The organism is Faecalibacterium sp. i25-0019-C1, assembly GCF_042854225.1.
In the GTDB taxonomy this organism is placed as follows: Bacteria; Bacillota; Clostridia; order Oscillospirales; family Ruminococcaceae; genus Faecalibacterium; species Faecalibacterium taiwanense.
Genome location: NZ_AP031428.1, coordinates 1,013,017 through 1,036,450 on the forward strand (window position 1 = coordinate 1,013,017; position 23,434 = coordinate 1,036,450).

The 23,434-nt window shown below is 58.6% G+C and carries 18 protein-coding genes and 1 other RNA gene; 13 read left to right on the forward strand and 6 right to left on the reverse strand.

Features of this window, described 5'->3' with window-relative positions; genetic code table 11:
• Positions 1-13: 13 nt before the first annotated feature.
• The 6 genes from ftsH (at position 14) to ACGHUK_RS05065 (ending at position 7,073) form a co-directional block, all read left to right on the forward strand.
• Positions 14-2,185, forward strand: a complete 2,172-nt coding sequence (gene ftsH / locus ACGHUK_RS05040) for an ATP-dependent zinc metalloprotease FtsH (RefSeq protein ID WP_390575329.1) — start codon at positions 14-16, stop codon at positions 2,183-2,185.
• Between the two features lie 29 nt (positions 2,186-2,214).
• Entirely contained in the window at positions 2,215-3,249 is a 1,035-nt protein-coding gene (locus tag ACGHUK_RS05045; RefSeq protein WP_390575331.1) for a hypothetical protein, read from the forward strand.
• 70 nt (positions 3,250-3,319) lie between these two features.
• Positions 3,320-4,120 (forward strand): hypothetical protein, encoded by an 801-nt coding sequence (locus tag ACGHUK_RS05050; protein ID WP_165852869.1) that lies wholly within the window; start codon positions 3,320-3,322, stop codon positions 4,118-4,120.
• Between the two features lie 182 nt (positions 4,121-4,302).
• Positions 4,303-5,292, forward strand: a complete 990-nt coding sequence (locus ACGHUK_RS05055; RefSeq protein WP_154258667.1) for a LacI family DNA-binding transcriptional regulator — start codon at positions 4,303-4,305, stop codon at positions 5,290-5,292.
• Positions 5,293-5,309: 17 nt separating this feature from the next.
• Positions 5,310-6,158, forward strand: a complete 849-nt coding sequence (locus ACGHUK_RS05060) for an HAD family hydrolase (RefSeq protein ID WP_390575335.1) — start codon at positions 5,310-5,312, stop codon at positions 6,156-6,158.
• 138 nt (positions 6,159-6,296) lie between these two features.
• Complete coding sequence (locus ACGHUK_RS05065; protein ID WP_390575338.1) at positions 6,297-7,073, forward strand: copper homeostasis protein CutC; 777 nt, start codon at positions 6,297-6,299, stop codon at positions 7,071-7,073.
• A 77-nt stretch (positions 7,074-7,150) separates the two neighbouring features.
• Here ACGHUK_RS05065 and ACGHUK_RS05070 read toward each other — a convergent pair whose 3' ends face one another.
• Together ACGHUK_RS05070 and pyk are read right to left on the reverse strand one after the other, a co-directional pair.
• Positions 7,151-7,603: an S-ribosylhomocysteine lyase gene (locus ACGHUK_RS05070; RefSeq protein ID WP_005940027.1), complete on the reverse strand. Its 453-nt coding sequence runs from the start codon at positions 7,601-7,603 to the stop codon at positions 7,151-7,153.
• A 16-nt stretch (positions 7,604-7,619) separates the two neighbouring features.
• On the reverse strand, positions 7,620-9,374 hold the full coding sequence (gene pyk, locus ACGHUK_RS05075; RefSeq protein ID WP_097774799.1) for a pyruvate kinase: 1,755 nt from the start codon (positions 9,372-9,374) through the stop codon (positions 7,620-7,622).
• Positions 9,375-9,811: 437 nt separating this feature from the next.
• Here pyk and ACGHUK_RS05080 point away from each other — a divergent pair, with 437 nt between their 5' ends.
• Positions 9,812-10,990 carry a phosphopentomutase gene (locus ACGHUK_RS05080; protein ID WP_097774800.1) on the forward strand — a complete coding sequence of 393 codons (1,179 nt, stop codon included), beginning with the start codon at positions 9,812-9,814 and terminating at the stop codon, positions 10,988-10,990.
• Between the two features lie 189 nt (positions 10,991-11,179).
• On the opposite strand, the gene ACGHUK_RS05085 is transcribed toward ACGHUK_RS05080, so the two are convergent.
• The 4 genes from ACGHUK_RS05085 to rnpB form a co-directional block, all read right to left on the reverse strand.
• On the reverse strand, positions 11,180-12,886 hold the full coding sequence (locus tag ACGHUK_RS05085; RefSeq protein ID WP_390575341.1) for an LCP family protein: 1,707 nt from the start codon (positions 12,884-12,886) through the stop codon (positions 11,180-11,182).
• A gap of 19 nt (positions 12,887-12,905) precedes the next feature.
• Positions 12,906-13,259: a NusG domain II-containing protein gene (locus ACGHUK_RS05090; protein ID WP_154255363.1), complete on the reverse strand. Its 354-nt coding sequence runs from the start codon at positions 13,257-13,259 to the stop codon at positions 12,906-12,908.
• A 3-nt stretch (positions 13,260-13,262) separates the two neighbouring features.
• Positions 13,263-15,188 (reverse strand): NAD(+) synthase, encoded by a 1,926-nt coding sequence (locus ACGHUK_RS05095; protein ID WP_371290997.1) that lies wholly within the window; start codon positions 15,186-15,188, stop codon positions 13,263-13,265.
• Between the two features lie 216 nt (positions 15,189-15,404).
• Positions 15,405-15,742, reverse strand: an RNA gene (gene rnpB, locus ACGHUK_RS05100) — RNase P RNA component class A.
• 110 nt (positions 15,743-15,852) lie between these two features.
• Between rnpB and ACGHUK_RS05105 the strand changes: the two genes are divergently transcribed.
• From ACGHUK_RS05105 to ACGHUK_RS05130, 6 genes are all read left to right on the forward strand, one after another.
• Positions 15,853-16,779 (forward strand): RluA family pseudouridine synthase, encoded by a 927-nt coding sequence (locus ACGHUK_RS05105; RefSeq protein ID WP_390575345.1) that lies wholly within the window; start codon positions 15,853-15,855, stop codon positions 16,777-16,779.
• 174 nt (positions 16,780-16,953) lie between these two features.
• Complete coding sequence (locus ACGHUK_RS05110; protein WP_243139181.1) at positions 16,954-18,837, forward strand: M23 family metallopeptidase; 1,884 nt, start codon at positions 16,954-16,956, stop codon at positions 18,835-18,837.
• A gap of 78 nt (positions 18,838-18,915) precedes the next feature.
• Positions 18,916-19,635: a purine-nucleoside phosphorylase gene (gene deoD, locus ACGHUK_RS05115; protein ID WP_390575348.1), complete on the forward strand. Its 720-nt coding sequence runs from the start codon at positions 18,916-18,918 to the stop codon at positions 19,633-19,635.
• 90 nt (positions 19,636-19,725) lie between these two features.
• Positions 19,726-20,172 carry a cytidine deaminase gene (locus tag ACGHUK_RS05120; RefSeq protein WP_005940064.1) on the forward strand — a complete coding sequence of 149 codons (447 nt, stop codon included), beginning with the start codon at positions 19,726-19,728 and terminating at the stop codon, positions 20,170-20,172.
• A 273-nt stretch (positions 20,173-20,445) separates the two neighbouring features.
• Entirely contained in the window at positions 20,446-21,621 is a 1,176-nt protein-coding gene (locus ACGHUK_RS05125) for a BMP family protein (protein ID WP_154258681.1), read from the forward strand.
• A gap of 295 nt (positions 21,622-21,916) precedes the next feature.
• A complete protein-coding gene (locus ACGHUK_RS05130) occupies positions 21,917-23,431 on the forward strand; it encodes an ABC transporter ATP-binding protein (protein ID WP_390575779.1) in 1,515 nt (504 codons plus the stop codon).
• The last annotated feature ends 3 nt before the right edge of the window (positions 23,432-23,434 follow it).

Consider the following 23,434-nt stretch of genomic DNA (forward strand, 5'->3'; position numbering starts at 1 on the left):
CCAAGAACTGGAGTTGATTTTTTTGCAATCCAAAAGACCCCGTTTCAATCCGCTGATCCTTGCTCTGGCGCTGGCGGCGGTGCTGATGGTCTGGTCGGTGCTGGGCGGCACCGGCTCTGCCAGCAGCTCTTCCATGGAATATTCCACGGTGGTGCATTATTTTGAAAGCCTGCAGGTCACGCAGTTCTCGCTGGACCTGAACACCGGTGTCATCACCATGAACCTCAAGGAAGGCGGCAAGAACAACCTGCCCCTGCCCGATACCACGTCCCAGAGCACCACGCAGGCCACCGGCGGACTGCTGAGCGGTATGCTGTCCTCCTCGGATGAGGATACTGCTGCGCAGAAGAACAGCGACGGCACTGTGACTGTGCGCTACAAGCTGCCCTATGCATCCATGTTCGTCAAGTATGTGGGCGACTACATTGCCGCCTATGACGAAGCAAACCCGGATGCTCCCATGGTGTACGATTATACCCCTGTCAAGGAAAACATCCCATGGATGGAGATCCTGTTCTATCTGGCAATGCTGGGCTGCACCGGCTTCCTGCTGTTCTCCATGATGCGCGGCGGTGCTGGCGGCGGCGGGATCATGAACGTTGGCAAAGCCAAGGTGAAGGACGAGCACGAGAACCAAAAGACAGCCACCTTTGCCGATGTTGCCGGTGAGGACGAGGAAAAGGAAGAGCTGAAAGAGGTCGTGGAGTTCCTGAAAAGCCCGGAGAAGTTCAACACTCTGGGCGCACGCATCCCCCACGGCGTGCTGCTGGTAGGCCCTCCGGGCACCGGCAAGACCCTGCTGGCCCGCGCCTGCGCAGGCGAGGCCGGTGTGCCCTTCTATTCCATTTCCGGCTCTGACTTTGTGGAAATGTACGTCGGCGTGGGTGCATCCCGCGTGCGTGACCTGTTCGATAAGGCAAAGAAGTCCATGCCCTGCATCATCTTCATTGATGAGATCGATGCTGTGGGCCGTCAGCGCGGTGCCGGTCTGGGCGGCGGCCACGATGAACGCGAGCAGACCCTGAACCAGCTGCTGGTGGAAATGGACGGCTTTGAGGCCAACGACGGCATCATCGTCATGGCGGCCACCAACCGTGCCGACATTCTGGATAAGGCTCTGCTGCGTCCGGGCCGTTTTGACCGTCAGGTCTATGTGGGCCTGCCGGATGTCAAGGGCCGTGAGGAGATCCTCAAGGTCCACACCAAAAAGAAGCCGCTGGCCCCGGATGTCTCTCTCAGGGTCATTGCACAGCGCACCGCAGGCTTTGCGGGCGCAGACCTTGAGAACCTTGTCAACGAAGCGGCTCTGCTGGCTGCACGCCGCAACCGCAAGGCCATTACCATGGAGGATATCGAGGAAGCTTCCATGAAGGTGATGGCTGGCCCGGAGAAGAAGAGTCGCGTTGTGACCCCGGAGGAAAAGAAGCTGACTGCTTACCACGAGGCAGGCCACGCTGTGGCGGGCTTCTACTGCAAGCATCACCCCCGTGTGCACGAGATCACCATTATCCCCCGCGGTCAGGCTGGCGGCTACACCATGTACCTGCCCGAGAAAGACCGCAGCTACGTGACAAAGGGCGAAATGTTCGAGGATATCGTTTCCAGTCTGGGCGGCCGCGTGGCCGAACAGCTGATCCTGGAGGATATCTCCACCGGTGCTTCCAATGATCTGCAGCAGGCCACCAACATTGCCCGCCAGATGATTACCAAGTACGGCTTCTCGGAGCGGCTTGGCCCTGTGGTGTACGGTACCTCGCAGGAGGAGACCTTCCTGGGCCGCGATCTGGGTCAGGGCAAGGGCTACAGCGAGACCACCGCTGCCGAGATCGACGGCGAGATGCGGGATATCATCGATGAAGCCTACGAGACCTGCCGCCGCACCCTGACCGGGCACATCGATCAGCTGCACGCGCTGGCACAGGCCCTGATGGAACGCGAGAAGCTCAACGAGCAGGAGTTCAACACCATTATGGCGGGCGGCACACTGCCCCCGCGTGAAGGCGATGAGCCGAAGCCGGAACAGCCTGCTCAGACCGTGCAGGCTGCCCCTGCAGAGACTGCTCAGCAGGCCGAAACTGCTGAACCTGCAGAGACCGCTGAGCCTGCCGAACAGGCCGAAACGGCCCAGCCGCTGCCGGAGACCGCTGCACCGGAAACGCCGGATGCACAGGACCCGCAGAACTGATTTGATCCAAATGGAAAGGAGCGAGTGTCGTGGAGGAAAATTTTAACCCGGTCGCACGGACCCGCGCAAACTATTACACCCCCGGCAGCCCGGTGCAGTTCGTCTGCGTGGAGCTGCTCAAGGGTGATGTCAGCGGGGAGCACGCGGTCTGCCTGACCTTCAAGAATATTTCCAAGGTGACCCTGACCGCGCTGGAGATCCACTTCAAGTGCAAGGGCGTGGACGGCGTGATCCTGTGCGAGGACCGGTTCGAGTACCGTGACTTGGAAGTAAAGCCCGGCGAACTGTTTGGCATGGACGATGCGGTGTTCGTTACCGCAAAGGCCATCACCAGCGTGGATGTTTCGCTGTGCAACGTGTACAACGGCAAGCGGGTGGTGCATCTGGACGGCATCAAGCGCGTGCGCCTGCCTGCCCCCAAGCGCCTGTCTGCTGAGCTGGAAAAGGCGCTGGAGACCCGCATGAACCGCCCGGAGCTGAAGTATCAGCCGCAGGTGTTTGAAAATGGCTGGTACTGCGCCTGCGGTGCCTTCCACCCGAAGGAGGAGGATACCGTGTACTGCTCGGAGTGCGGCTGCGACCGCATCCTGCTGCAGAACGCGCTGAACACCCTGCTGCAGCCGGAACAGCCTGCCCAGACCGAGCCGGAACTGGAAACGCCTCTTGCCCCGCAGGCTGAAGAGCCTACCCGCATTATGGGCGCAGAGCCCGTGCAGGAGGAGCCGACCCGGATCATGGGTGCACCGTGCCGTGAAGCAGAACCACAGCCGGAAGAACCTGCTGCAGAGCAGACCCGTGTGATGGATGCCGGAATGCGGGCACAGTTCCCGGGCAGGGCATCTCATGCAGCTGCGGACGAAGGCACCCGTGTGATGCCTGCTGCAGCCCGCCGTGCACAGCCGATATCTCAGCAGCCGGAGCCTGCCTATGACGACGAGGAAGAATACGAGGACGAGCGCGACAGCGTGGCCGAAGCGCTGATCCGCTGGGTGCCGCCCATCACTGCCATTGTCTGTGCAGCAGTGGCACTGTGCGGCTTCGTGTATTACCAGTTCGTGCTGTAACACAAACAGCAGCGGAGAGGGCGGTATGCCTTCTCCGCTTTTTTGTATGCCAGAAGAAGGGAGAACCATTATGCCGGAAGAAGCCTTACAGGCTGCCTTTGAGATCAAGACTGCCTGCGATGAGATCAGCCGCCGCCTGCTGCGCTGGCACTGGGAGCACAAACCCGGTGCGCACAGCTTGGGTGCATTGCTGGATCACGTTGCACAGCGCCAGCAGGAAAGCCCGGACTATTACGACCGTATGCCGGATCTTTCCGGCAAAAACAGCTGGCAGCAGCTGGATACCACCATTTGTATGCGGGTTCTGCTGGACCCGGAAAAGGATGCCGCCAAACCGCTGGACCTGCTGGGCAATACCAGCAATCCGGGTGCGGCCCGCCGCGCCTGCAATGCTGTGCGCACCGCCCGCAACGAAGCCGCCCACGCCACCGATCACACCGATGCCGCTCAGGCGGCGATCCTGTTCAACGAGGCAGTGGAGAGCTTGGAAGACGGCTATGTGGGCACGGCTTTCCGCGAGAATGAACTTGCCCGCTATTACCGCGATGCAGAAAATTATCTGGCGCGCTGCGGCGCAAAGGAGCCGATCGTATCCAGCCGTGCGCCGGAAGAAAAAACGGCTGCGCACGAGCCAGCCCGCCAGAGCACAAAGCAGGGCCAGAACCGCAGCACCCAGAGCCGCAAAACGGCCGGCAGCCGTTCCTCCGGCAGCAGAAGCACCACAGCGCGCAGCAGCTCGGCCAAAAGCCGCAGCACGGCAGGCCGCAAAAAGAAACAGAGAAGAACTGGCAATAAAACCGTGTTCATCGTTCTGCTGGTGGTCCTGCTGTTGGGGCTTGCCGTGCGTGCATGGAGCATGGGCGCAGCCTGACCGCCTGTAATGCCCTGCTTCTCAGAAAAAAGCCGTCTTTTGTACACAGTTGCCAGAAAAACAAAAATGCGTTCGGAATAAACCGGGAAAAGCGCATCTTGCGGGATGGGTGAAAGCGGTTTATAATAAGCATGAAAACGTTTACACATAACAATGCATCCCAAAAGAGAGAAGTACTGCAAATGACCATCAGTGATATTGCAAAAATGGCGGGTGTATCCAGTGCGGCAGTCAGCCGCTACCTGAACGGAGGCCCCCTGAGCGAACAGAAGAGGGCTGTTATCCACGAGGTAGTGGAAAAGACCGGCTACCGCCCGGATACCGCCGCCCAGACTCTGCGCACCGGAAAAGTGAATCAGGTGGGGGTGATCGCTCCCAGCATCGGTTCCCAGTCGGTGGGGCAGATCACGGCAGGCATTGCCAGTGAGCTGGATGCAAAGAGCTATCTGATGCTGCTGGGAAACACCGAGCTGGACGCCCAGCGGGAATTGGGCTATCTGACTGCCATGCAGCGCAACCACGTGGCGGGCATCATCCTGCTGGGCAGCTATTATACTCCTCAGCTGGCGCAGGCGCTGAAAAACTGCCGTGTGCCGGTGGTGGTAACAGGCCAGCGTTTTCAGGATGTGGCCTGCGTGTACAACGACGACCGCACTGCAGCCCGGGAACTTGCCCAGCGGATGCTGGATCATGGCCGCAGAAGGATCGTTTATATTGGCGGTACAGAGCGGGACGATGCCACCGGCGTGCAGCGCCGTGAGGGCGTGCAGGATGCGCTGAACGCTGCCGGACTGAACGGCGAACAGATGCCCCGCATCTGCTGCAACGCCTTTACCATGGAGGAGGGCCAGCGCTGTATGCAGGAACTGCTGGTGCGCTGCCCGGATCTGGACGGTGTGGTCTGCGTGACTGACACGGTGGCCTTTGGTGCCATGCGTGCCCTGCGGGAAGCAGGACGGCATGTGGGGCAGGATGTGGGTCTTGCAGGCGTTGGCGACAGCTGGGCTGGCAGCATGATGGAACCGGGGCTGGCCACGGTGCGCTTTTACCAGAAGCAGGTGGGGCAGGAGGCTGCCCGGATCCTGCTGCAGATGCTGGAAGAAAATGGGAGCAGCGGGCCTGTGCGTCAGGTGACGCTGGGCTATCAGATCGTGGAGCGAGGCTCCCTTTGATGATAAAGGATAAAAGTATGGGTCGTAAGCTGATTTTTCTGGATATTGACGGCACGCTGCTGCCGCCGGGTGATATGCTCATCCCGGAAAGCACTCTGGCTGCACTGGATCGCGCCAGAGCAAACGGACACAAGCTGTTTTTGTGCACCGGCCGCAACCACCGCATGACCGAACCGCTGTTGCGGCACGACTGCTTTGCGGGCGCAGTGTGCAGCGCCGGCGGCTATGTGCTGTGCGATGGCAAGACTCTGGTGGATATCCCCATGGAGCCGCAGCAGGCTGAAGGCGTGCGCGCGGCGCTGGAGCGCAATGGCGTGGAGTGCACGCTGGAAGCCCGGGATGCCACCTTTGGCGGAAGCAAGATGGCTGAGAGGTGGAAATTTATCCACAAAAAGAACGATGCACCGCTGAACAGCGAAGCGGAGCGCTGGCGCAAAGCCATGGAAGAGGGCATGTCCATCCTGCCGCTTTCCGATTACAAAGGGGAACCGCTGTATAAAATCGTGTTCATTGCCGACCACGAGAGCGACCTTGCCGAGGCAAAGCAGCTCTATGCCGACCAGTTCGTGTTCTGCGAAAGCAAGCTGGACCGCCTGACAGATGGCTTTGTGAATGGTGAGCTCATCAACCGCAAATTTAATAAGGGCACCGGCATCAAGGCAATCTGTGACCATCTGGGCTGCACGCTGGCAGATACCATCGGCTTTGGTGACAGCGATAATGACCTGCAGATGACCGATGTTGTCGGCATCAGTGTGTGCATGGCCAATGGCTCCGAAAACCTGAAAAAGCGGTGCGACCGCATTGCTCCCTCGGTATACGAGGACGGCATTGCAAAGGAGTTCAAGGCGCTGGGTCTGATCTGAAAAAAACAACAAAGGCTGCGGCAGGGATAAGACCCGGGCCGCAGCTTTTTGCTGCCGCAGGGTTTTATAAAACGGAAAAACGTGGTAGAATAAACCAGAATGCCGGGTTCAAGGCCCGGCAAAAAGGGAGGAATTGAAATGCGTTCCGTTCTGGAAGTATGTGTGGACAGCACTGCCAGTGCACTGGCAGCAAAACGCGGCGGTGCCAGCAGGCTGGAACTGTGTGCCGACCTGATCGTGGGCGGTACAACGCCCAGCCTTGCGCTGGTGCGTCAGGTCAAGGCGGAGACCGGCCTGCCGGTGCGCGCTCTGCTGCGGCCCCGGTTCGGAGACTTCTGTTACGACAGCTACGAGCTTGCCCAGATGGAACAGCTGGCCGCAGAGCTGGTGGAGGCCGGGGCGGATGGTATCGTGACCGGTGTGCTGACCCCGGAAGGGCAGCTGAATGCGGATGCCATGCGGCCTATTTATGCGGCGGCGCGCAGGGCAGCGGAAAAGGCAGGCCGTCCGGTGGCGTGTACCCTGCACCGTGCCTTTGATGTCAGCGCCGACCCCTTTGCGGCACTGGAAACGGTCCGGAGCATGGGCCTTTGTACCATCCTCACCAGCGGGCAGGCGGCGAGTGCCCCAGAGGGAGCGAAGCTTCTCGGCCGACTGGTGGAGCGGGCAGGGGACAGCGTGGAAATTCTGGTAGGTGCCGGTGTCACGGCACAAAACATCCCGGCACTGGCCGCACAGACCGGGGCACATGCGTTCCACCTTTCCGGCAAGCAGGTGCTGCAAAGCCGCATGACCTTCCGCCGCGAGGGTGTGCCCATGGGGCTGCCGGGCTTTTCAGAGTTTGAGGTATGGCAGACGAGTGAAGAAAACATCCGTGCTGCACGGCAGGCACTGGATGCGATCAAGAACAACTAAAACGAAAGCGCTCTCCCAACGGAAACCCGGTGGGAGAGCGCTTTTTTATGATGATGAATTTGAAGGGTGAAGATAGCTTAGTAATGCAGCTCGTCGCCGGTCAGTGCTTCCAGCACCGGCAGCATGGCAGCGGCTTCGGCCTTGGCGGCGGGCAGATCCATATCGCGGTAGTTGCCGCACTCCACTTCGCTGGCACCGGGCACAGCGCCCTCAAAGCCAGCCATGAAGCGGAAGGATTCCACCGTCAGCTCCAGTGCCTCGGCGGGAGTCAGGCCGCGGGTGAGCAGATAGAAGCCGGTGCGGCAGCCCATGGGGCCAACGTAGATCACGCTGTCCTGAAAGGCGCTGTTGCGTGCATAGGTGGCAAACAGATGCTCCAGCGTGTGGGCGGCACCGGTGGACAGGTAATCGCCGTGATTGGGCCTTTTCATGCGGATGTCCCATGTGAGAACATCGCCGTCCTGACGGCTCAGATACATGCCGCGGTCCAGTTTGGTATGGTCAACACAGAAGCTTGCAATGCGTTCCATGATCTTCTCCTTTGGCTTATGCCTGCAGGCGCTGCACGCTGCCGTGAGCGCAGTCCACAGCGATCATCAGACCGTCACGGATGTGGCTGGTAGCACCGGCGGCACCCACAACGGTAGGCTTGAGCAGGGCCTTGCCGGCAATGGCAGCGTGGCTGTTCAGGCCCGGCTCTTCCACCACCAGAGCGGCGGCATCGCGCACGTAACTCAGCATTTCGTTGCTGGTGGAGGGCACCACCAGAACCATGCCGGGCTTGAACTTTGCACGCACCTCTTCCAGCGTGCGGCAGACGCAGGCCTTGCCGGTGGCGCTGGTCACGTCGGCATTCTCGCGGCCAACGCCCACACCGGTAGCCAGACAGTTGCCTACCATGTGGATCTTGATCATGTTGGTGGTGCCGGACACGCCCACAGGCACGCCTGCGGTCACAACGGCCAGCTCACCGTTGTGCAGGTAGCCGTTCTCCTTGGCCAGAGAGGTGGACATCTCGATCAGCTCATCGGTGCTGTGTGCCAGAGGCATCATCAGCGGGGTGATGCCCCAGCTCAGAGCCAGCTGACGCTGCACCTGCTCCTTCATCACGCAGGCGATGATGGGCTGCTCCGGGCGGTACTTGCTCAGCAGACGGGCGGTGTTGCCGGACTCGGACACGGTGACGATGGCGGCAGCGTTCACGTCCTTGGCGGTCAGGCAGGCAGCGTGTGCAGTTGCGTCGCTCACGCTGATCTTGCCAGTGTTCTCGGCGAGGGGAACAAAGCGGGCGTGGTTCTCCTGCTCGGTGCGCTCAGCAATGGCAGACATGGTCTTGAGAGCATCCACCGGATAAGCACCGGCAGCAGTCTCGCCGGAAAGCATGATGGCAGAGGTGCCGTCGTAGATGGCATTTGCCACGTCAGAGATCTCGGCACGGGTGGGGCGGGGGTTCACGATCATGCTGTCCAGCATCTGGGTAGCGGTGACGATGGGCTTGCCAAAGGAGAAGGAGCGCTCGATGATATTCTTCTGAATGCCGGGCAGCTCGGTAAAGTCAATCTCAACGCCCAGATCGCCGCGGGCCACCATGACAGCATCGGCTGCAGCCAGAATGCTGTCGATGTTGTTCACGCCCTCACGGTTCTCGATCTTGGCGATGATGCGGATATCGGAATCATACTCGTTGAGTAGGTTGCGGATATCGTACACATCCTGTGCGGTGCGCACGAAGGAAGCAGCGATGAAGTCAAAGCCCTGCTGTGCGCCAAAGATGATATCGTCGCGGTCGCGCTGGCTCATATACGGCATGGACAGATGCACGCCGGGCACATTGACACCCTTCTTGTTCTTGATCTTGCCGTTGTTCAGCACCTTGCACACGATGTCGGTGTCGTTCACGGTGACGATCTGCAGCTTGATCAGGCCGTCGTCCAGCATGATGGTGCCGCCGGGCTGCACATCCTGCGGCAGGTCCTTATAGGTGATGGAGCAGATCTCCTTGGTGCCTTCCACCTCGCGGGTGGTCAGGGTGAAGGTCTGGCCGGCTTCCAGCATTTCAGTGCCGTTCTTGAAGTCCTTCAGGCGGATCTCGGGGCCCTTGGTGTCCAGCAGGGCAGCGACCGGCTTGCCCAGCTCTTCACGGATGGCCTTCAGCTTTTCAAAGCGGCCCAGATGCTCCTCGTGAGAGCCGTGGGAAAAATTAAAACGGGCAACATTCATGCCGTTGGCGACCAGCTCGCGCAGAACGCCTTCCTGATCGGTGGACGGGCCCAGAGTGCAGATGATCTTTGTTTTTCTCATATACTTTTACTACCTCCAACTACAACTTCACATTCTCTATTTTGCGGCAGGCTGTCCGCTGTCATACAGACAGCTGCACGTGGCCAACGGGAAAAATCCCGTGCTGTGGTACAAAAGCGGAAAAATCCTGTGGTTCAAAACTTTTCCACCTATTATTATATCCGCTGGGATACAATAGGGCAAGGAAAACTTTGCGCTGTGGCTGAATTTTTTAGGCGGTCAAGAAATCTTTGCCACGGAATGACGCATTTACGTTTAAAAATGAAAAAACGCCCGGTCAATTCGTGAACAAAATGACGAACATTTTGGTGAAAATGACGGATATTTGCGGGAAGGCGAAAAAGCTTGCATCCGGCACAGGATTTGCTTATAATGATAAGTAAAGATAGTATCACTTATCCGGGGCAGGTCCCCGGAAGAAATGGAGAAAAAACGATATGGAAAAGCGTGTTTTTCTGATCGTCCTCGACAGCTTCGGCATTGGCGCAGAGCCGGATGCCGCCGCCTTTGGCGACGAGGGCACCAACACCCTGGGTGCCATTGCAAAACACCCCAACTTCAACTGCCCCAACCTGCAAAAGATGGGCATGTTCAACATTGATGGTGTGACCGCAGGCGAAAAGACCGCAGCGCCCATCGGCTCCTTTGCCCGCCTGCAGGAGCAGAGCATGGGCAAGGATACCACCATTGGTCACTGGGAGATCGCCGGTGTGGTAAGCCCCAAGCCGCTGCCCACCTTCCCGAACGGCTTCCCGGATGAGCTGATCCACGAGTTTGAGGAAAAGACCGGCCACAAGGTGCTGTGCAACAAGCCTTACTCCGGCACGCAGGTACTGAAGGATTACGGCGAGCAGGCCATGAAAGAAAACGCCCTTATCGTTTACACCAGTGCCGACAGTGTATTTCAGGTGGCCGCCAACGAAGAGCTGGTGCCGGTGCATGAGCTGTACCGCTACTGCGAGATCGCCCGCGAGATGCTCAAGGGCGAGTACGGCGTGGGCCGCGTGATCGCACGCCCCTTCCTGGGCCACACTGCGGATACCTTCTACCGCACCACCAACCGCCACGACCTGAGCCTCAAGCCGCCCCGCGCTACCATGCTGGATCTGCTGAAAGATGCTGGCAGGGATGTGATCGCTGTGGGTAAGATCTTTGACATCTTCGACGGTGAGGGCGTGACCGAAAAGATCAAGACCACTGGCAACACCAATGGCATCGCCTTCACCAAGGCACTGCAGACCCGCGACTTTGAGGGCCTTGCCTTTGTGAATCTGGTGGACTTCGATATGCTCTACGGCCACCGCCGCGATGTAGCAGGCTATGCCGCCGCTGCCACCGAGTTTGACAAGTTCGTGGCCGACTTCATCCCCGGAATGCGGGAGGGCGATCTCCTCATGGTCACCGCTGACCATGGCTGCGACCCGTCCTATACCAAGACCACCGACCACACCCGCGAGTATGTGCCGTACCTGATCTGCGGCAAGGGCGTGAAGCCTGGCGTTGACCTTGGCACCCGTCTGTGCTTTGGCACCATCGCCCAGACCATCTGCGAGTATCTTGATGTGGATGCTTCCTCTCTGGACGGCAAGAGCGTCTGGAACGAGATCAAGGCATAATGATTTTATAGAATGAGAAAGCCGCCTGCATTGGTTCAAGATGCAGGCGGCATTTTTATGCAGTTTATCGGCACGGACTTTCTGGTGAAAAAGCAAAACAGGAAACGACCGCAGTTGTTTCCTGTTTTGCAAATAAAATAATATTTCCGCGATAGAGTCCGGAGCTTGCGCAGAGGATATTTCAAATCGTCAGGCCGCGTCGTTCTGCTGCGAAGCAGCATCCTGAATGGCACCCCAGATGGAGGAAGCCGCATTGTAGATGGACGATGCAGCCTGTTCCACCTCTTCCTGTGTGGGCAGGGAGATGGACGGTGCTTCTCCGGCCGTATCACCGCTGCCGGTCTCGCCCTCGGCGGGAGCTTCCGGCTCCTGCGGCTGGGTGTCGGCAGGCTGCTCTGCAGGCTGGTCAGCCGGGACGGTCTCTTCCGGCAGGCTGTCGGCGGGCACTTCCTCGGGAACGCTCTCCGCAGGCACCTCCGAAACGGCAGCGTTCGGGTCGGTGGTGGGGGTGAACACATCGGTCTTTTCCGGCTTCTGGGTGGTGTCGGCAACGGTGCCCTCACCGCCCAGCACGGACGCGATCATTTCCCTGGCCTTGCTCACAGAAGCATCGTCCGGTTTCATGACGTAGAGCTTCTGTCCCTTGGCAGAGTAGCACTTGGTGCTGCTGGAGCTTGTGCCGGTGACGGTGTAGCTTTCAATATCCCACTCGGCAAAGTCGCTCAGCTGCATCCGCACCAGCGCACTGATCTGATCCTGCGAAAAGCTGGTCACAAAGCAGTCGGCTGCGGCATCCATGATCTTGGAAAAGCCCATCAGCAGGGCAGGGGACTTGATCTTGTTCAGCATGGCATCGATCACCTTCATCTGGTTGATGCCGCGCTGGATATCGCCGGATGCAAAGGCGTGACGCTCACGGGCAAAGGCCAGAGCGGCCTTGCCGTCCAGATGGTTCCAGCCCTCCACAAAGGTGGTGGGGTCATAGTAGCCGGGGCTGCCCACAGAAGTGAACGCCTGATCGGAGTAGACATCCACGCCGCCCAGCGCATCGATGATGCTGATGAAGCCCGCAAAGTTGATGCGGATGTAATGGTCCACATTGACGCCGTACAGATTGCCCAGTGTGGCCATGCTGGTTTCCACGCCGTACAGACCGGCGTGAGTCAGCTTATCCTTGCTGTCAGTGCCGGCAAGGTCTACGTAGTAGTCGCGCGGGGTGTTGATCAGGGCCACCCTCTTGGTGACAGGGTTCACGGCAGCAAGAATATTCACGTCGCTGCGGGCATTTTCTGTCAACTCGCCGCGGGTGTCCACGCCGCTGAGGTAGATCACAAACGGCTCCTTGGTGATCTTGTTGGCCTCGGCACCGGTGAGCAGGCCAGAGGTCATGCTGCCCAAGGCAGAAAGGCCCTGCTGGGCCCAGAAGCAGCCCAGCGCCATGGCAGCGCACAGGAACACCGAGAATACCCGGGCCACCTTGCCGGGAACATTGTACTCCTGACAGCGCTTTACCAGCAGCCACAAAAGCGCCAGCAGCGCGGCCAGAATGACCAGATACAGCACCGGCAGCATCTGGGTGCGCCACAGCTGCACCAGTGCCAGAATGCTTAAAATACCTTGTAAGATCAGCAAAATTTTCCCCCACTTGGAAGGTACTGCCACGGCTCCATCCATGGGCGGCTGGGCCTTGGGCGGTACGGGTGTGTTGTGGCCGCTGCGCGGCGGCTTCTGGGGAGGCTGGGCCGGAGGCGGTGTGCTGGGCTGTTCCGGCGGCAGCTCGGAAAAAAACGCCGAGCTGTCTACCTCGATGGGCGCAGTATCCTCAGAGCCTTCCTTGCGGCTGATGTGCCGCAGAGAACGGTAATCTTCGTGGGAACGATCGTTTTCATCCATCATTCAAAACCACTCCTTTTTGTCAGGAAACAGGTACAATGGTCAGCACTGCACGGGCCGGAAGGCAGGTGGCGGTCTGATCTTCGTTGGAAAGCCAGCCAAAGCCTTCACAGATGTGATCCGGGCAGGGCGAATCCACGAACCGGGCTGCACCGTCCTTGATCTGAATGTGGACGGTATAGTAACCGGTGTCCACATCATAGGTCTCATCCACGTCCAGCGGCAGGTTCATGGTGGTGTTGTTGTCGCCGTAGATCAGCTCGGCCCGCAGCCCGGAGCCGGAAGCGTGCACGCGGCGCACCACCAGCAGCACAGCGGCAATGGCCAGAATGACCACGGCAAAGAGAAGATCGGTAAGCAGCTTTTTGTTTTTCATGCGTTAATCCTTGATCTGTAATTGTTCCAGCTCGGCCAGCCACAGTGCGGCACAGGCATCGCTGGGCATCCGCCAGTCGCCGCGGGGCGAAAGGGTCACGCTGCCCACCTTGGGGCCGTCGGGCAGGCAGCTGCGCTTGAACTGCTGGGCAAAGAACCGCCAGTAGAAGTTGCGCAGCCACTTGTACAGCACGCTGTCCGGGTACTCCGGCCGGCCTGCGAATGCAGTCTTTGCCAGCCGGAAGATCTTGGCCGGGCCAAAGCCGAAGCGCAGCACCTGATACAGGTAGAAATCGTGCAGCTCGTAGGGTCCCACAAGGTCCTCGGTCTTCTGCGCGATCTCGCCGTCCTTGGCAGGCAGCAGCTCCGGGGAGACGGGCGTATCCAGAATATCCAGCAGTACCGTGCGCAGAGCATCGGTGGCGGCAATGTCGGCTTCGTAGCGCACAAGGTGGCGCACCAGCGTTTTGGGCACACCGGCGTTCACACCGTACATGCTCATGTGGTCGCCGTTGTAGGTGGCCCAGCCCAGCGCCAGCTCCGAAAGGTCGCCGGTGCCCACTACAAGGCCTCCGGTGCGGTTGGCGGTATCCATCAGCTCCAACGTGCGCACGCGGGCCTGTCCGTTTTCAAAGGTGACATCCAGCACGCTCTCGTCCTGACCGATGTCCGCAAAATGGCTGTGCACGGTGTTGGCGATATCGATCTCTTTAAAGGAGACCTGCAGCTCATCGCACAGGATCTCTGCGTTGCTGCGGGTGCGCTTCGTGGTGCCAAAGCAGGGCATGGTCACAGCCAACACATCCCGGGCGGGGCGGCCCAGCTGCTTCATGGCACGCACGGCCACCAGCAGCGCAAGACAGCTGTCCAAGCCGCCGGAAATGCCGATAACGGCGGTCTTTGCGTGGGCGTGTTCCAGCCGCTTGGCAAGGCCGTCGGCCTGCATTTTCAGAATCAGCTCACAGCGCTCGGCGCGGCGCTTGGGGTCGCCGGGCACAAAGGGGGCGGGGTCGATCCAGCGGGTCAGCGTGGTCTCTGCCGGTTCCAGATCGAACTCCACGGTCTGGTAGCCCTCGCCGCTCAGCTCAAAACTGGTGTTGCGGGCACGCTCGGCTTCCATGCGCTGGCAGTCGATCTCGGTCTCAGCACAGCCGCCGTCAAAGGGGGCGTTCTCAGAGAGGATGGTGCCGTTCTCGGCAATGAGGTCGTGGCCGGCGAACACCATGTCCTGCGTGCTCTCACCGTGCCCGGCGGAAGCATACAGGTAGCCGCACAGCAGGCGGGCAGACTGGTTGGACACCAGCGCCCGGCGGTACTCGGCCTTGCCGACGGTCTCATCGCTGGCGGAAAGATTTGCGATCACGGTCGCACCGGCCAGCGCGTGGAAGGTGGAGGGCGGCAGGGCGCTCCACAGATCCTCGCAGATCTCCACGCCCAGCACAAAGCTGGGCATCTGGCGGCAGCGGAACAGCAGGGAAGTGCCAAAGGGCACCTGCTGACCACACACCTCCACCAGCTCCACTTCGGTGCTGCCCGGGGTGAACTGGCGCTTTTCGTAGAACTCGCCGTAGTTGGGCAAATAGGTCTTGGGCACAAGACCCAGAATGCGGCCATGGCATAGCACGGCGGCGCAGTTGTACAGCTTGCCGTGCACCAGCAGCGGCAGGCCCACCAGCGTGACAACGTCCAGTGCTTTTGTTTCATCAAGCAGGGTGCTCAGGGCATCCAGTGCACCGGTCTGCAGCGTGCGCTGCAGAAACAGGTCGCCGCAGGTATAGCCGGTCAGGCAGAACTCGGGGAACACGGCCAGCTTTACGCCGCGGGCTGCGGCTTTGTGCAAAGCATCCGTGATCTGCCGGACATTATAGGCGCAGTCGGCCACCCGCAGTGCGGGAGAAAGGGCGGCTGCTTTCAAAAAACCATCTTTCATCGGAGGATTTCACATCCTGTCTTTCTTAGTTGACTGCAATTTCCTGCAGTGCACATAGTATACCACAAACAGACCCAAATGGGAAGTAAAAGAACAATGACAAAAACAAAACAGCCGCGCTCTCTCCATCTCGCACTGCCCGACGGAGAAAGCGGGCAAGACAAAAAATAAAAAATCCCACACAAAAATGTGCGGGAATCAAAGACTGAAAAATGGAAAACGAGATAGACCGTAAGCCGGGTTCTGTATTAAACGACGATCTGTCTAGACCTGCCATTGCTGACAGGTTCGTGCCGCCTTCGGGACACGCGAGCAGCGCTGTACGTCCCATATAGGCGTTGCTTCCGGTAGGGTTTACAAAGCCGCATGGTCACCCATGCGCTGGTGAGCTCTTACCTCGCCGTTTCATCCTTACCGCATTGCTGCGGCGGTTTGTTTTCTGTTGCACTTTCCCTAAGGTCACCCTCGGCTGCCGTTAGCAGTTACCGTGCTCTGTGAGGCCCGGACTTTCCTCAGAGCGGTCAAAGCCGCCCCGCCGCCGTATGTTCCACTCGTTTTCCGCTCCTCATGATACCATAAAAAAGCAGGATTTGCAAGTAGAAGCCTTTTTTGATATAATATCTTATATATTTTTATGTTTTTTGCGCAGGAGGTGGGGGTGCATATGCGGCTGTTTTTTACGGTGCCCGATACGCCGCAGACCCAAAACGGAGTGCTTCTGCGCAATTTTCTGCGCCAGTGTGCCGTTTCTACCGACCTTGCCCGTGCAGTCAAGTTCCGGGGCAGCGGCTTTTTTGCGGATGGAGAGCCTGTCCTTGCCAACCGCAGGGTGTACCCGGGGCAGACGGTCAGCTTTGAGCTGCCGCCGGAAGGGGAAGGCGTGGCCCCGCAGCCGGAGATCCCGGTAAGCGTGGTCTATGAGGATGCCTTTGCAGTGGTGCTGGAAAAGCCGCCGCATCTGGCCGTGCACCCCACCCTGAACTACCCCTACGATACCCTTGCCAACGGGTATGCGGCATGGGCTGCGCAGCAGGGCATCAGCCCGGTGTTCCGCCCGGTGAACCGTATCGATAAGGACACCAGCGGCCTTGTTCTGGCTGCAAAGCACGCCTATGCTGCGCCGCTGCTGGCCCGGAATGTGGAAAAACTCTACTATGCCGTTGTGGAGGGAGAGCTGCCGCTGGGTCCGGGCGTGATCGACGCGCCCATTGGCCGCCAGGCGGAGAGCATCATTGGCCGCTGCGTGACCCCGGACGGCAAGCCCAGCCGTACCGAGTATACCATATTAAAGGCAGAAAACGGCCTGAGCCTTGCAGCCTGTGTGCCGGTAACGGGCCGCACCCATCAGATCCGGGTGCATTTTGCGTCCATCGGCCACCCGCTGGCTGGGGATGACCTTTACGGCGGGAGCCGGGAGCGCATTGGGCGGCAGGCGCTGCACTGCGCAAGGCAGAGCTTCCGGGTGCCGGTGTACACCCCGGTGGAGGGCGGAATCCGGGTGGAATGCCCGGCGAATGGAAATAACTGGAAGACTGCTGCGGCGGAAAGCCCGCTGCCGCAGGATATGAAACAGCTTTTTGGTGAAAAGTAAGTGAAAGAACCGCCCAAATTTTGTGACAATGCTTGTTTCAAAGACGGCAGGGTGTATAATAAAATAAGAATGTTGTGTGCATGAGCCTGCTGGAAAGGGCATGTGCGCCCAAGACCGCCGCCGTCTTATCCCGGCACCGTGTGTGCATTGGCGGCAAGGAAGGAGAAAAACCTTTTGATCGAAGACAAGACAAAGGAGCAGCAGCCCGCTTCACCGGTAAAACCGAAACGCGGCCAGAGGCTGCGCTCCCTTTGGGCACAGCTGCAATGCATGGGGCTTTTGCACCGGCACCGGCTGCGCCGTAAAACCCAGAATCATGTGAATGATTTTGGCAGAAAGCTTGCCCAGAATTCTGCCGTGCCAGTCATCGGGGAGACGCTGTATGCACTGGGCTATTCTACAGAGTATGGATTCGTCCGCGTTGGGCGCGGCCTGCGCAGCGGCTGGCTGTGGCTGTGGCAGGCATTTACGACACTGCTGGCAAATGCTGCGGCAATGGCGTTCCCGGGGGCAGCGCAGATGTTCCGGGACCTGTTCGGCCCGATCTGGCTGTTCTTCCGGGGCTGCGGTTCGCTGCTGGTGCACGCCCAACGGGTGCGGAAAGAAAAAGGCTTTGCCGCAGCCTGCAAAGCCAGCGTACATTATCTGGCCAGCGGCGTGCGCCGCAACCTGAAAACACTGCCGCGCATGGCCATGTATGTGCTGCCGGTGTGCGCATTGGCCGTTATGGTGACCGTGTTCAACCATACCGTCCGCCAGCCTTATGCGCTGGAGGTGCAGGTGAACGGCCAGACCGTCGGCTATGTAGCCAATGAGGATGTGTTCAACTCGGCCCGTGAGGCGGTGCAGGAGCGTATCAACTACGCAGACACCGACCATGCAAAGTGGACCGTGGAGCCTACCTACACCGTTACCGTGGCCCACAAGACCATGGATGAAAACGAGATGGCGGACGCGATCCTGAAGAGCGCCAGCGACGAGATCAGCGAGGGCACGGCCCTGTATCTGGATGGCGAGCTGACCGCAGTGTGCAGCGATGGTGTCAGCCTGCAGAGCTACCTGAGCAGCCTGCTGGAACCCTATGAGGACCCTGAGAACTCCAACGTGACCGTGGGCTTCAACAAGGAAGTCACGCTGGAAAACGGCATCTACTTCAACGACAGCTTTCAGGACGAAGCGGATGTGGAAAAGGAACTTTCCGGTGTGCAGCAGCAGGAAAAGATCTACACAGTGGGCGCAGGCGACACGCTATGGAGCATCGCCCAGAAAAACGACCTCACCTTCCGTGAGCTGTGCGAACTGAATACCAATTTCAAGGGCGCGCCCCTGAACGAGAAATCTAACATTCAGGCCGGTGATGAGCTGATCGTGACCAAGCAGGAAGCTACGCTGGAAGTGCGCATCACCAAGGTGGAAACCTGGCAGGAGGAGATTCCCTATACCACCGAGACCACCACCTCCAACGAGTACACGGTGGGTACCAAGAAAACGGTGCAGAACGGTGTGAACGGCCTGCGTCAGATCACGGCGCAGCGTGTTTATAACACCGATGGCATCCAGCTTTCTCAGAAGATCCTGAGCACGGAAGTGGTGCAGGAGCCTGTCACGGAAAAGATCGTGAAGGGCACCAAAAAGGTGACCAGCAGCACCAGCTACATCACCGGCAGCGGTCAGTTCATCTGGCCGGTGCCCGGCTACCGGAACTGCTCGCGCTGGTACGGCGGCAGCCACAAGGGTGTGGATATCTGTGCGGCTGCCGGTACGCCCATCTACGCATCGGCGGGCGGCACCGTGACCAAGGCCGGCTACAACAAGGCCGGTGCCGGTACGGGTTATGGCTACTCCATCATCATCAGCCACGGCAGCGGCTACACCACGGTGTATGCGCACTGTCTGTCGCTGGCGGTGCACTCTGGTCAGACGGTCAAGCAGGGCCAGCTGATCGGCTATGTGGGCAGCACCGGACGCTCCAGCGGCAACCACTGCCACTTTGAGATCCGCCGCAACGGCAGCTACATCGCGCCGCAGAATGTGTTCAACCGCAGAAAGTATAGGTAAAGGTAAGTTTGCAGAGGGCTTTTTCTCCGGAGAAGGCCCATCTGCTGTATTATGTAACAGAAAAGGAGAGATGATCTTATGTCTACCCCTCACATCAGTGCTGAAAAAGGCGATTTTGCAAAGACTGTCCTGATGCCGGGCGATCCCCTGCGTGCAAAATTCATTGCAGATACCTTCCTCAAGGATGTGCGTCAGGTGACCGGCGTGCGCGGCATGCTTGGCTTTACCGGCACTTACGAGGGCCGTTCCATCAGCGTGATGGGCAGCGGCATGGGGATGCCTTCCATCGGCATTTATTCCTATGAGCTGTTCAAGTTCTACGATGTAGAGAACATCATCCGCATCGGCTCTGCCGGCAGCTATACCGACAAGGCCAAGCTGTTTGATACGGTGCTGGCCGCCGGTGCTGTGAGCGAGAGCAACTATGCCCGTGTGCAGAGCGGCTTTGAAGGGGACATCACGCTGCCCAGCCAGAGCCTGAACGACAAGCTGCGCGCATCTGCCGCCAAGCAGGGTATCCCCCTCATTGAGGGCAACATCCACTCTTCGGATGTGTTCTACCGTCAGCCCTCCGATGCAAAGCCCACCTACTGGGAAAAGCTGCGCGACGAGCGCGGCTGCCTGTGCGTGGAGATGGAGAGCTTTGCCCTGTTTGCCAATGCACAGGTGCTGGGCAAGAACGCTGCCTGCCTGCTGACCATTTCCGACAGCTTTGTTTCGCCGGAAATCACCACGGCAGAACAGCGCCAGAAGAGCTTTACCGATATGATGAAGGTAGCACTGGGTGCAGAATACTAAGCGTTAAAAACGCATTTCAGCGCGGTTTGCCTGCAAAAGGGCTTGCCGCGCTGTTTTCGACCCCTGAAAACCAAAAAAGGAGTGACGGATATGACAAACCTGACCCTGGAAGAAAAGAAGGAGCTCATCCGCATGGCACTGGCTGCACGGGAAAAAGCCTATGTGCCCTACAGCGATTTTATGGTGGGCGCTGCCCTGCGCGCCAAGGATGGCCGCATTTTTACCGGCTGCAACGTGGAGAACGCTGCCTTTACCCCCACCAGCTGTGCAGAGCGCACGGCTCTGTTCAAGGCGGTGGCCGAGGGTGTGACCGAGTTCACCGACATTGCTGTGGTGGGCAGCCGCCGCGGCGAGGTGAACGAGCAGATCACTTCTCCCTGCGGGGTGTGCCGCCAGGCTCTGTTTGAATTCGGCGGGCCGGAACTGAACGTTATCATGGCAAAGACACCGGAAGACTTTATCGAGCGCAGCATGGACGAACTGCTGCCCTTCGGTTTTGGCCCCTCCAATGTGGCGGGCAACCGTGCCGTGAAGTGACGGGATAAAAACGCAGAGGCACACTGCAGGACAATAAAGTGACGACAATACGTGCATTGTGTGCCAAAGCACAGAGAACGCACGGAACTACGGCAAATTTGTGCATAAATACTACTTTTGATAAAAACTTACAAAATTATTGTAAAGATTTTGTAATCGGAATTCGCTTGCATCTGACACGGCTTGCCGTTATACTTGAGCCAGTAAATGTGCAGTTCTGCGCATTTTATTTGTTTGACGCAATTTTATTAAAAATAAAAGGAGAGTTTGATTATGATGATTTCTCGTCGTAATTTCCTGGCTGTGGCTGGTGCCGCTGCCGCTGCCGCTGCTCTGACCGCTTGCGGCGGTTCTTCCGCTTCTTCTACCAGCACCGCTTCTTCCGCTGCTGCTTCTACTGCTTCCTCTGCTGCTGAGGGCGGTGAGAAGATCGTCAAGGTCGCTCTGACCTGCGATACCGGCACGATCGATGATGAGAGCTTCAACCAGGCATGCTGGACTGCTGTTTCCGGCTACATGGGCGATGACTGCCAGTACTACATTCCCGAGGCTGACGCTTCCGATGAGGATCGCGAGACCATGATCCGTCAGGCTGTCAACGATGGCGCTGATGTGATCGTCTGTGTCGGCTACCTGTACGGCGCTTCTCTGGCATGGGCTGCTGACCAGTATCCCGATGTCAAGTTCATCGCCATCGATGTGACTCAGGGCGATATCGGCACCGACGCTATCCCTGCTAACTGCTACTGCATCACCTTCAAGGAGGAGCAGGCAGGCTATCTGGCAGGCTACGCCATCGCAAAGGACGGCAAGACCAAGCTGGGCTTCCTGGGCGGCATGGCTGTTCCCGCTGTTATCCGTTACGGCTACGGCTTCGTGCAGGGCGCTGATGCCGCTGCTGCTGAGCTGGGCCAGAACATCGAGATCAACTACTTCTACGGCGGCCAGTTCTACGGCGATGCAAACATCACCTCCCGTATGGAGGGCTGGTACTCCAACGGCACTCAGGTCGTCTTTGCCTGCGGCGGCGGCATCTACACCTCCGCTGTTGAGGCTGCTCTGAAGAACAATGGCTACGTCATCGGCGTTGACGTTGACCAGAACTACATCGGTGCAAACGGCGTTGCAGATGGCACCTACGCTTATAACCCGTTCATCACCTCTGCTATGAAGGGCCTGTCCGAGGCTGTCAACACTGCTCTGGCTGATATCGATGCCGGCAGCTGGGGCGACATCGCAGGTTCCAATGGCAACTTCGGTCTGGAGGACGGCGATTATATCGGCCTGCCCACCGATGCAGACAGCTGGAACTTCGAGTCCTTCACCACCGACGAGTACGAGGAAGTCAAGGGCAAGATCAAGAGCGGCGAGATCACTGTTGATAACAGCTCCGACGACGCTACCAAGCCCACCGTCAGCGAGTTCACCACCGTCAACTACATCCAGTAAGCTGTTGTCCGGCAGGCCTGCCTGCGGACGATCGATAGTTCTTTTCAAAGCGGGGCATCCTGTAACGGGGTGTCCCGCTTTTTTCTGTCTTCTATTGGCGTAATGCGGGAAAAATGCAGCGTACTCTTCGTGAAAAGAGTACAAAAGTAATACTATTGTCTGTGCTTTCTGCCAAAAAGCAAAAAAGACATGTGCAAATTGCCGCAAATCAGGTATAATGGAACTTAAAGAAGTATCGGTGTCGAAACGACACGAAAGGAGAGTGAGCAGATTGGCAGAGGATTTTGTGATCGAAATGCTCCACATTACCAAGGAGTTCCCTGGAATCAAGGCAAACGACGATATCACCCTGCAGCTGCGCAAAGGCGAGGTACATGCCCTGCTGGGCGAGAACGGCGCCGGCAAAAGTACGCTGATGAGCGTGCTGTTTGGCCTGTACCAACCGGAAGCTGGTCAGATCCGCAAAAACGGCAAGGAGGTTGTCATCCGCAACCCCAATGATGCAAACGCACTGGGCATCGGCATGGTGCACCAGCACTTCAAGCTGGTGGAATGCTTCAGCGTGCTGGACAACATCATTCTGGGGGTGGAACCCAACAAGATGGGCTTTTTGCAGAAGGCCGAGGCACGCAAAAAGGTGATGGCCCTGAGCGAAAAGTACGGCCTGCGCGTGGATCCGGATGCACTGATCAGCGATATCTCTGTTGGTATGCAGCAGCGTGTTGAGATCCTGAAGATGCTGTACCGCGACAACGAGATCCTGATCTTCGACGAGCCTACCGCAGTGCTGACCCCGCAGGAGATCGACGAACTGATGGAGATCATGCGCGGGTTCAAGAAGGAAGGCAAGTCCATCCTGTTCATTACCCACAAGCTCAACGAGATCATGGCGGTGGCAGACCGCTGCACTGTTCTGCGCAAGGGCAAGTATATGGGCACCGTGGACATCAAGGACACCACCAAGGAAGAGCTTTCCCGCATGATGGTTGGCCGTGATGTGCAGCTGCAGGTGGACAAAAAGCCTGCCAACCCCGGCGAAGTGGTGCTGGATGTGGAAAACGTTACCATGCACAGCGCCCAGCACAAGAAGGACGCAGTCCGGGATGTCTCTTTTCAGGTGCACGCCGGTGAGATCGTCTGTCTTGCCGGTATCGAGGGCAACGGTCAGACCGAGTTCGTCTACGGTCTGACCGGTCTGGAAAAGATCAGCAGCGGCAAGATCACGCTGGACGGCAAGGACATCACCAACGAGTCCATCCGTCAGCGCTCCAAGGACGGCATGAGCCATATCCCGGAGGACCGCCACAAGCACGGCCTTGTGCTGGACTACAGTCTGGAAAACAACATGGTGCTGCAGCGCTACTGGCAGCCCGAGTTCCAGAAGGGCGGCTTTATCCGCAGCGATAAGGTGCGCGAATATTCCGATAAGCTCATTGCCCAGTACGATGTGCGCAGCGGTCAGGGCAGCCTGACCACCGTGCGCAGCATGTCCGGCGGCAACCAGCAGAAGGCCATCATTGCCCGTGAGATCGATAAGGACCCGAAGCTCTTGGTGGCAGTCCAGCCCACCCGCGGTCTGGACGTTGGTGCAATTGAATACATCCACCGTCAGATCGTGGCCGAGCGCGATAAGGGTACGGCCGTGCTGCTGGTCAGTCTGGAGCTGGACGAGGTGATGAACCTGTCCGACCGCATCCTTGTGATGTACGAGGGCGAGGTCGTGGGCGAATTTGACCCCAAGACCACCACCGTGCAGGAGCTGGGCCTGTATATGGCAGGCGCACGCAAGCAGGGAAAGGAGAGCAAATAACAC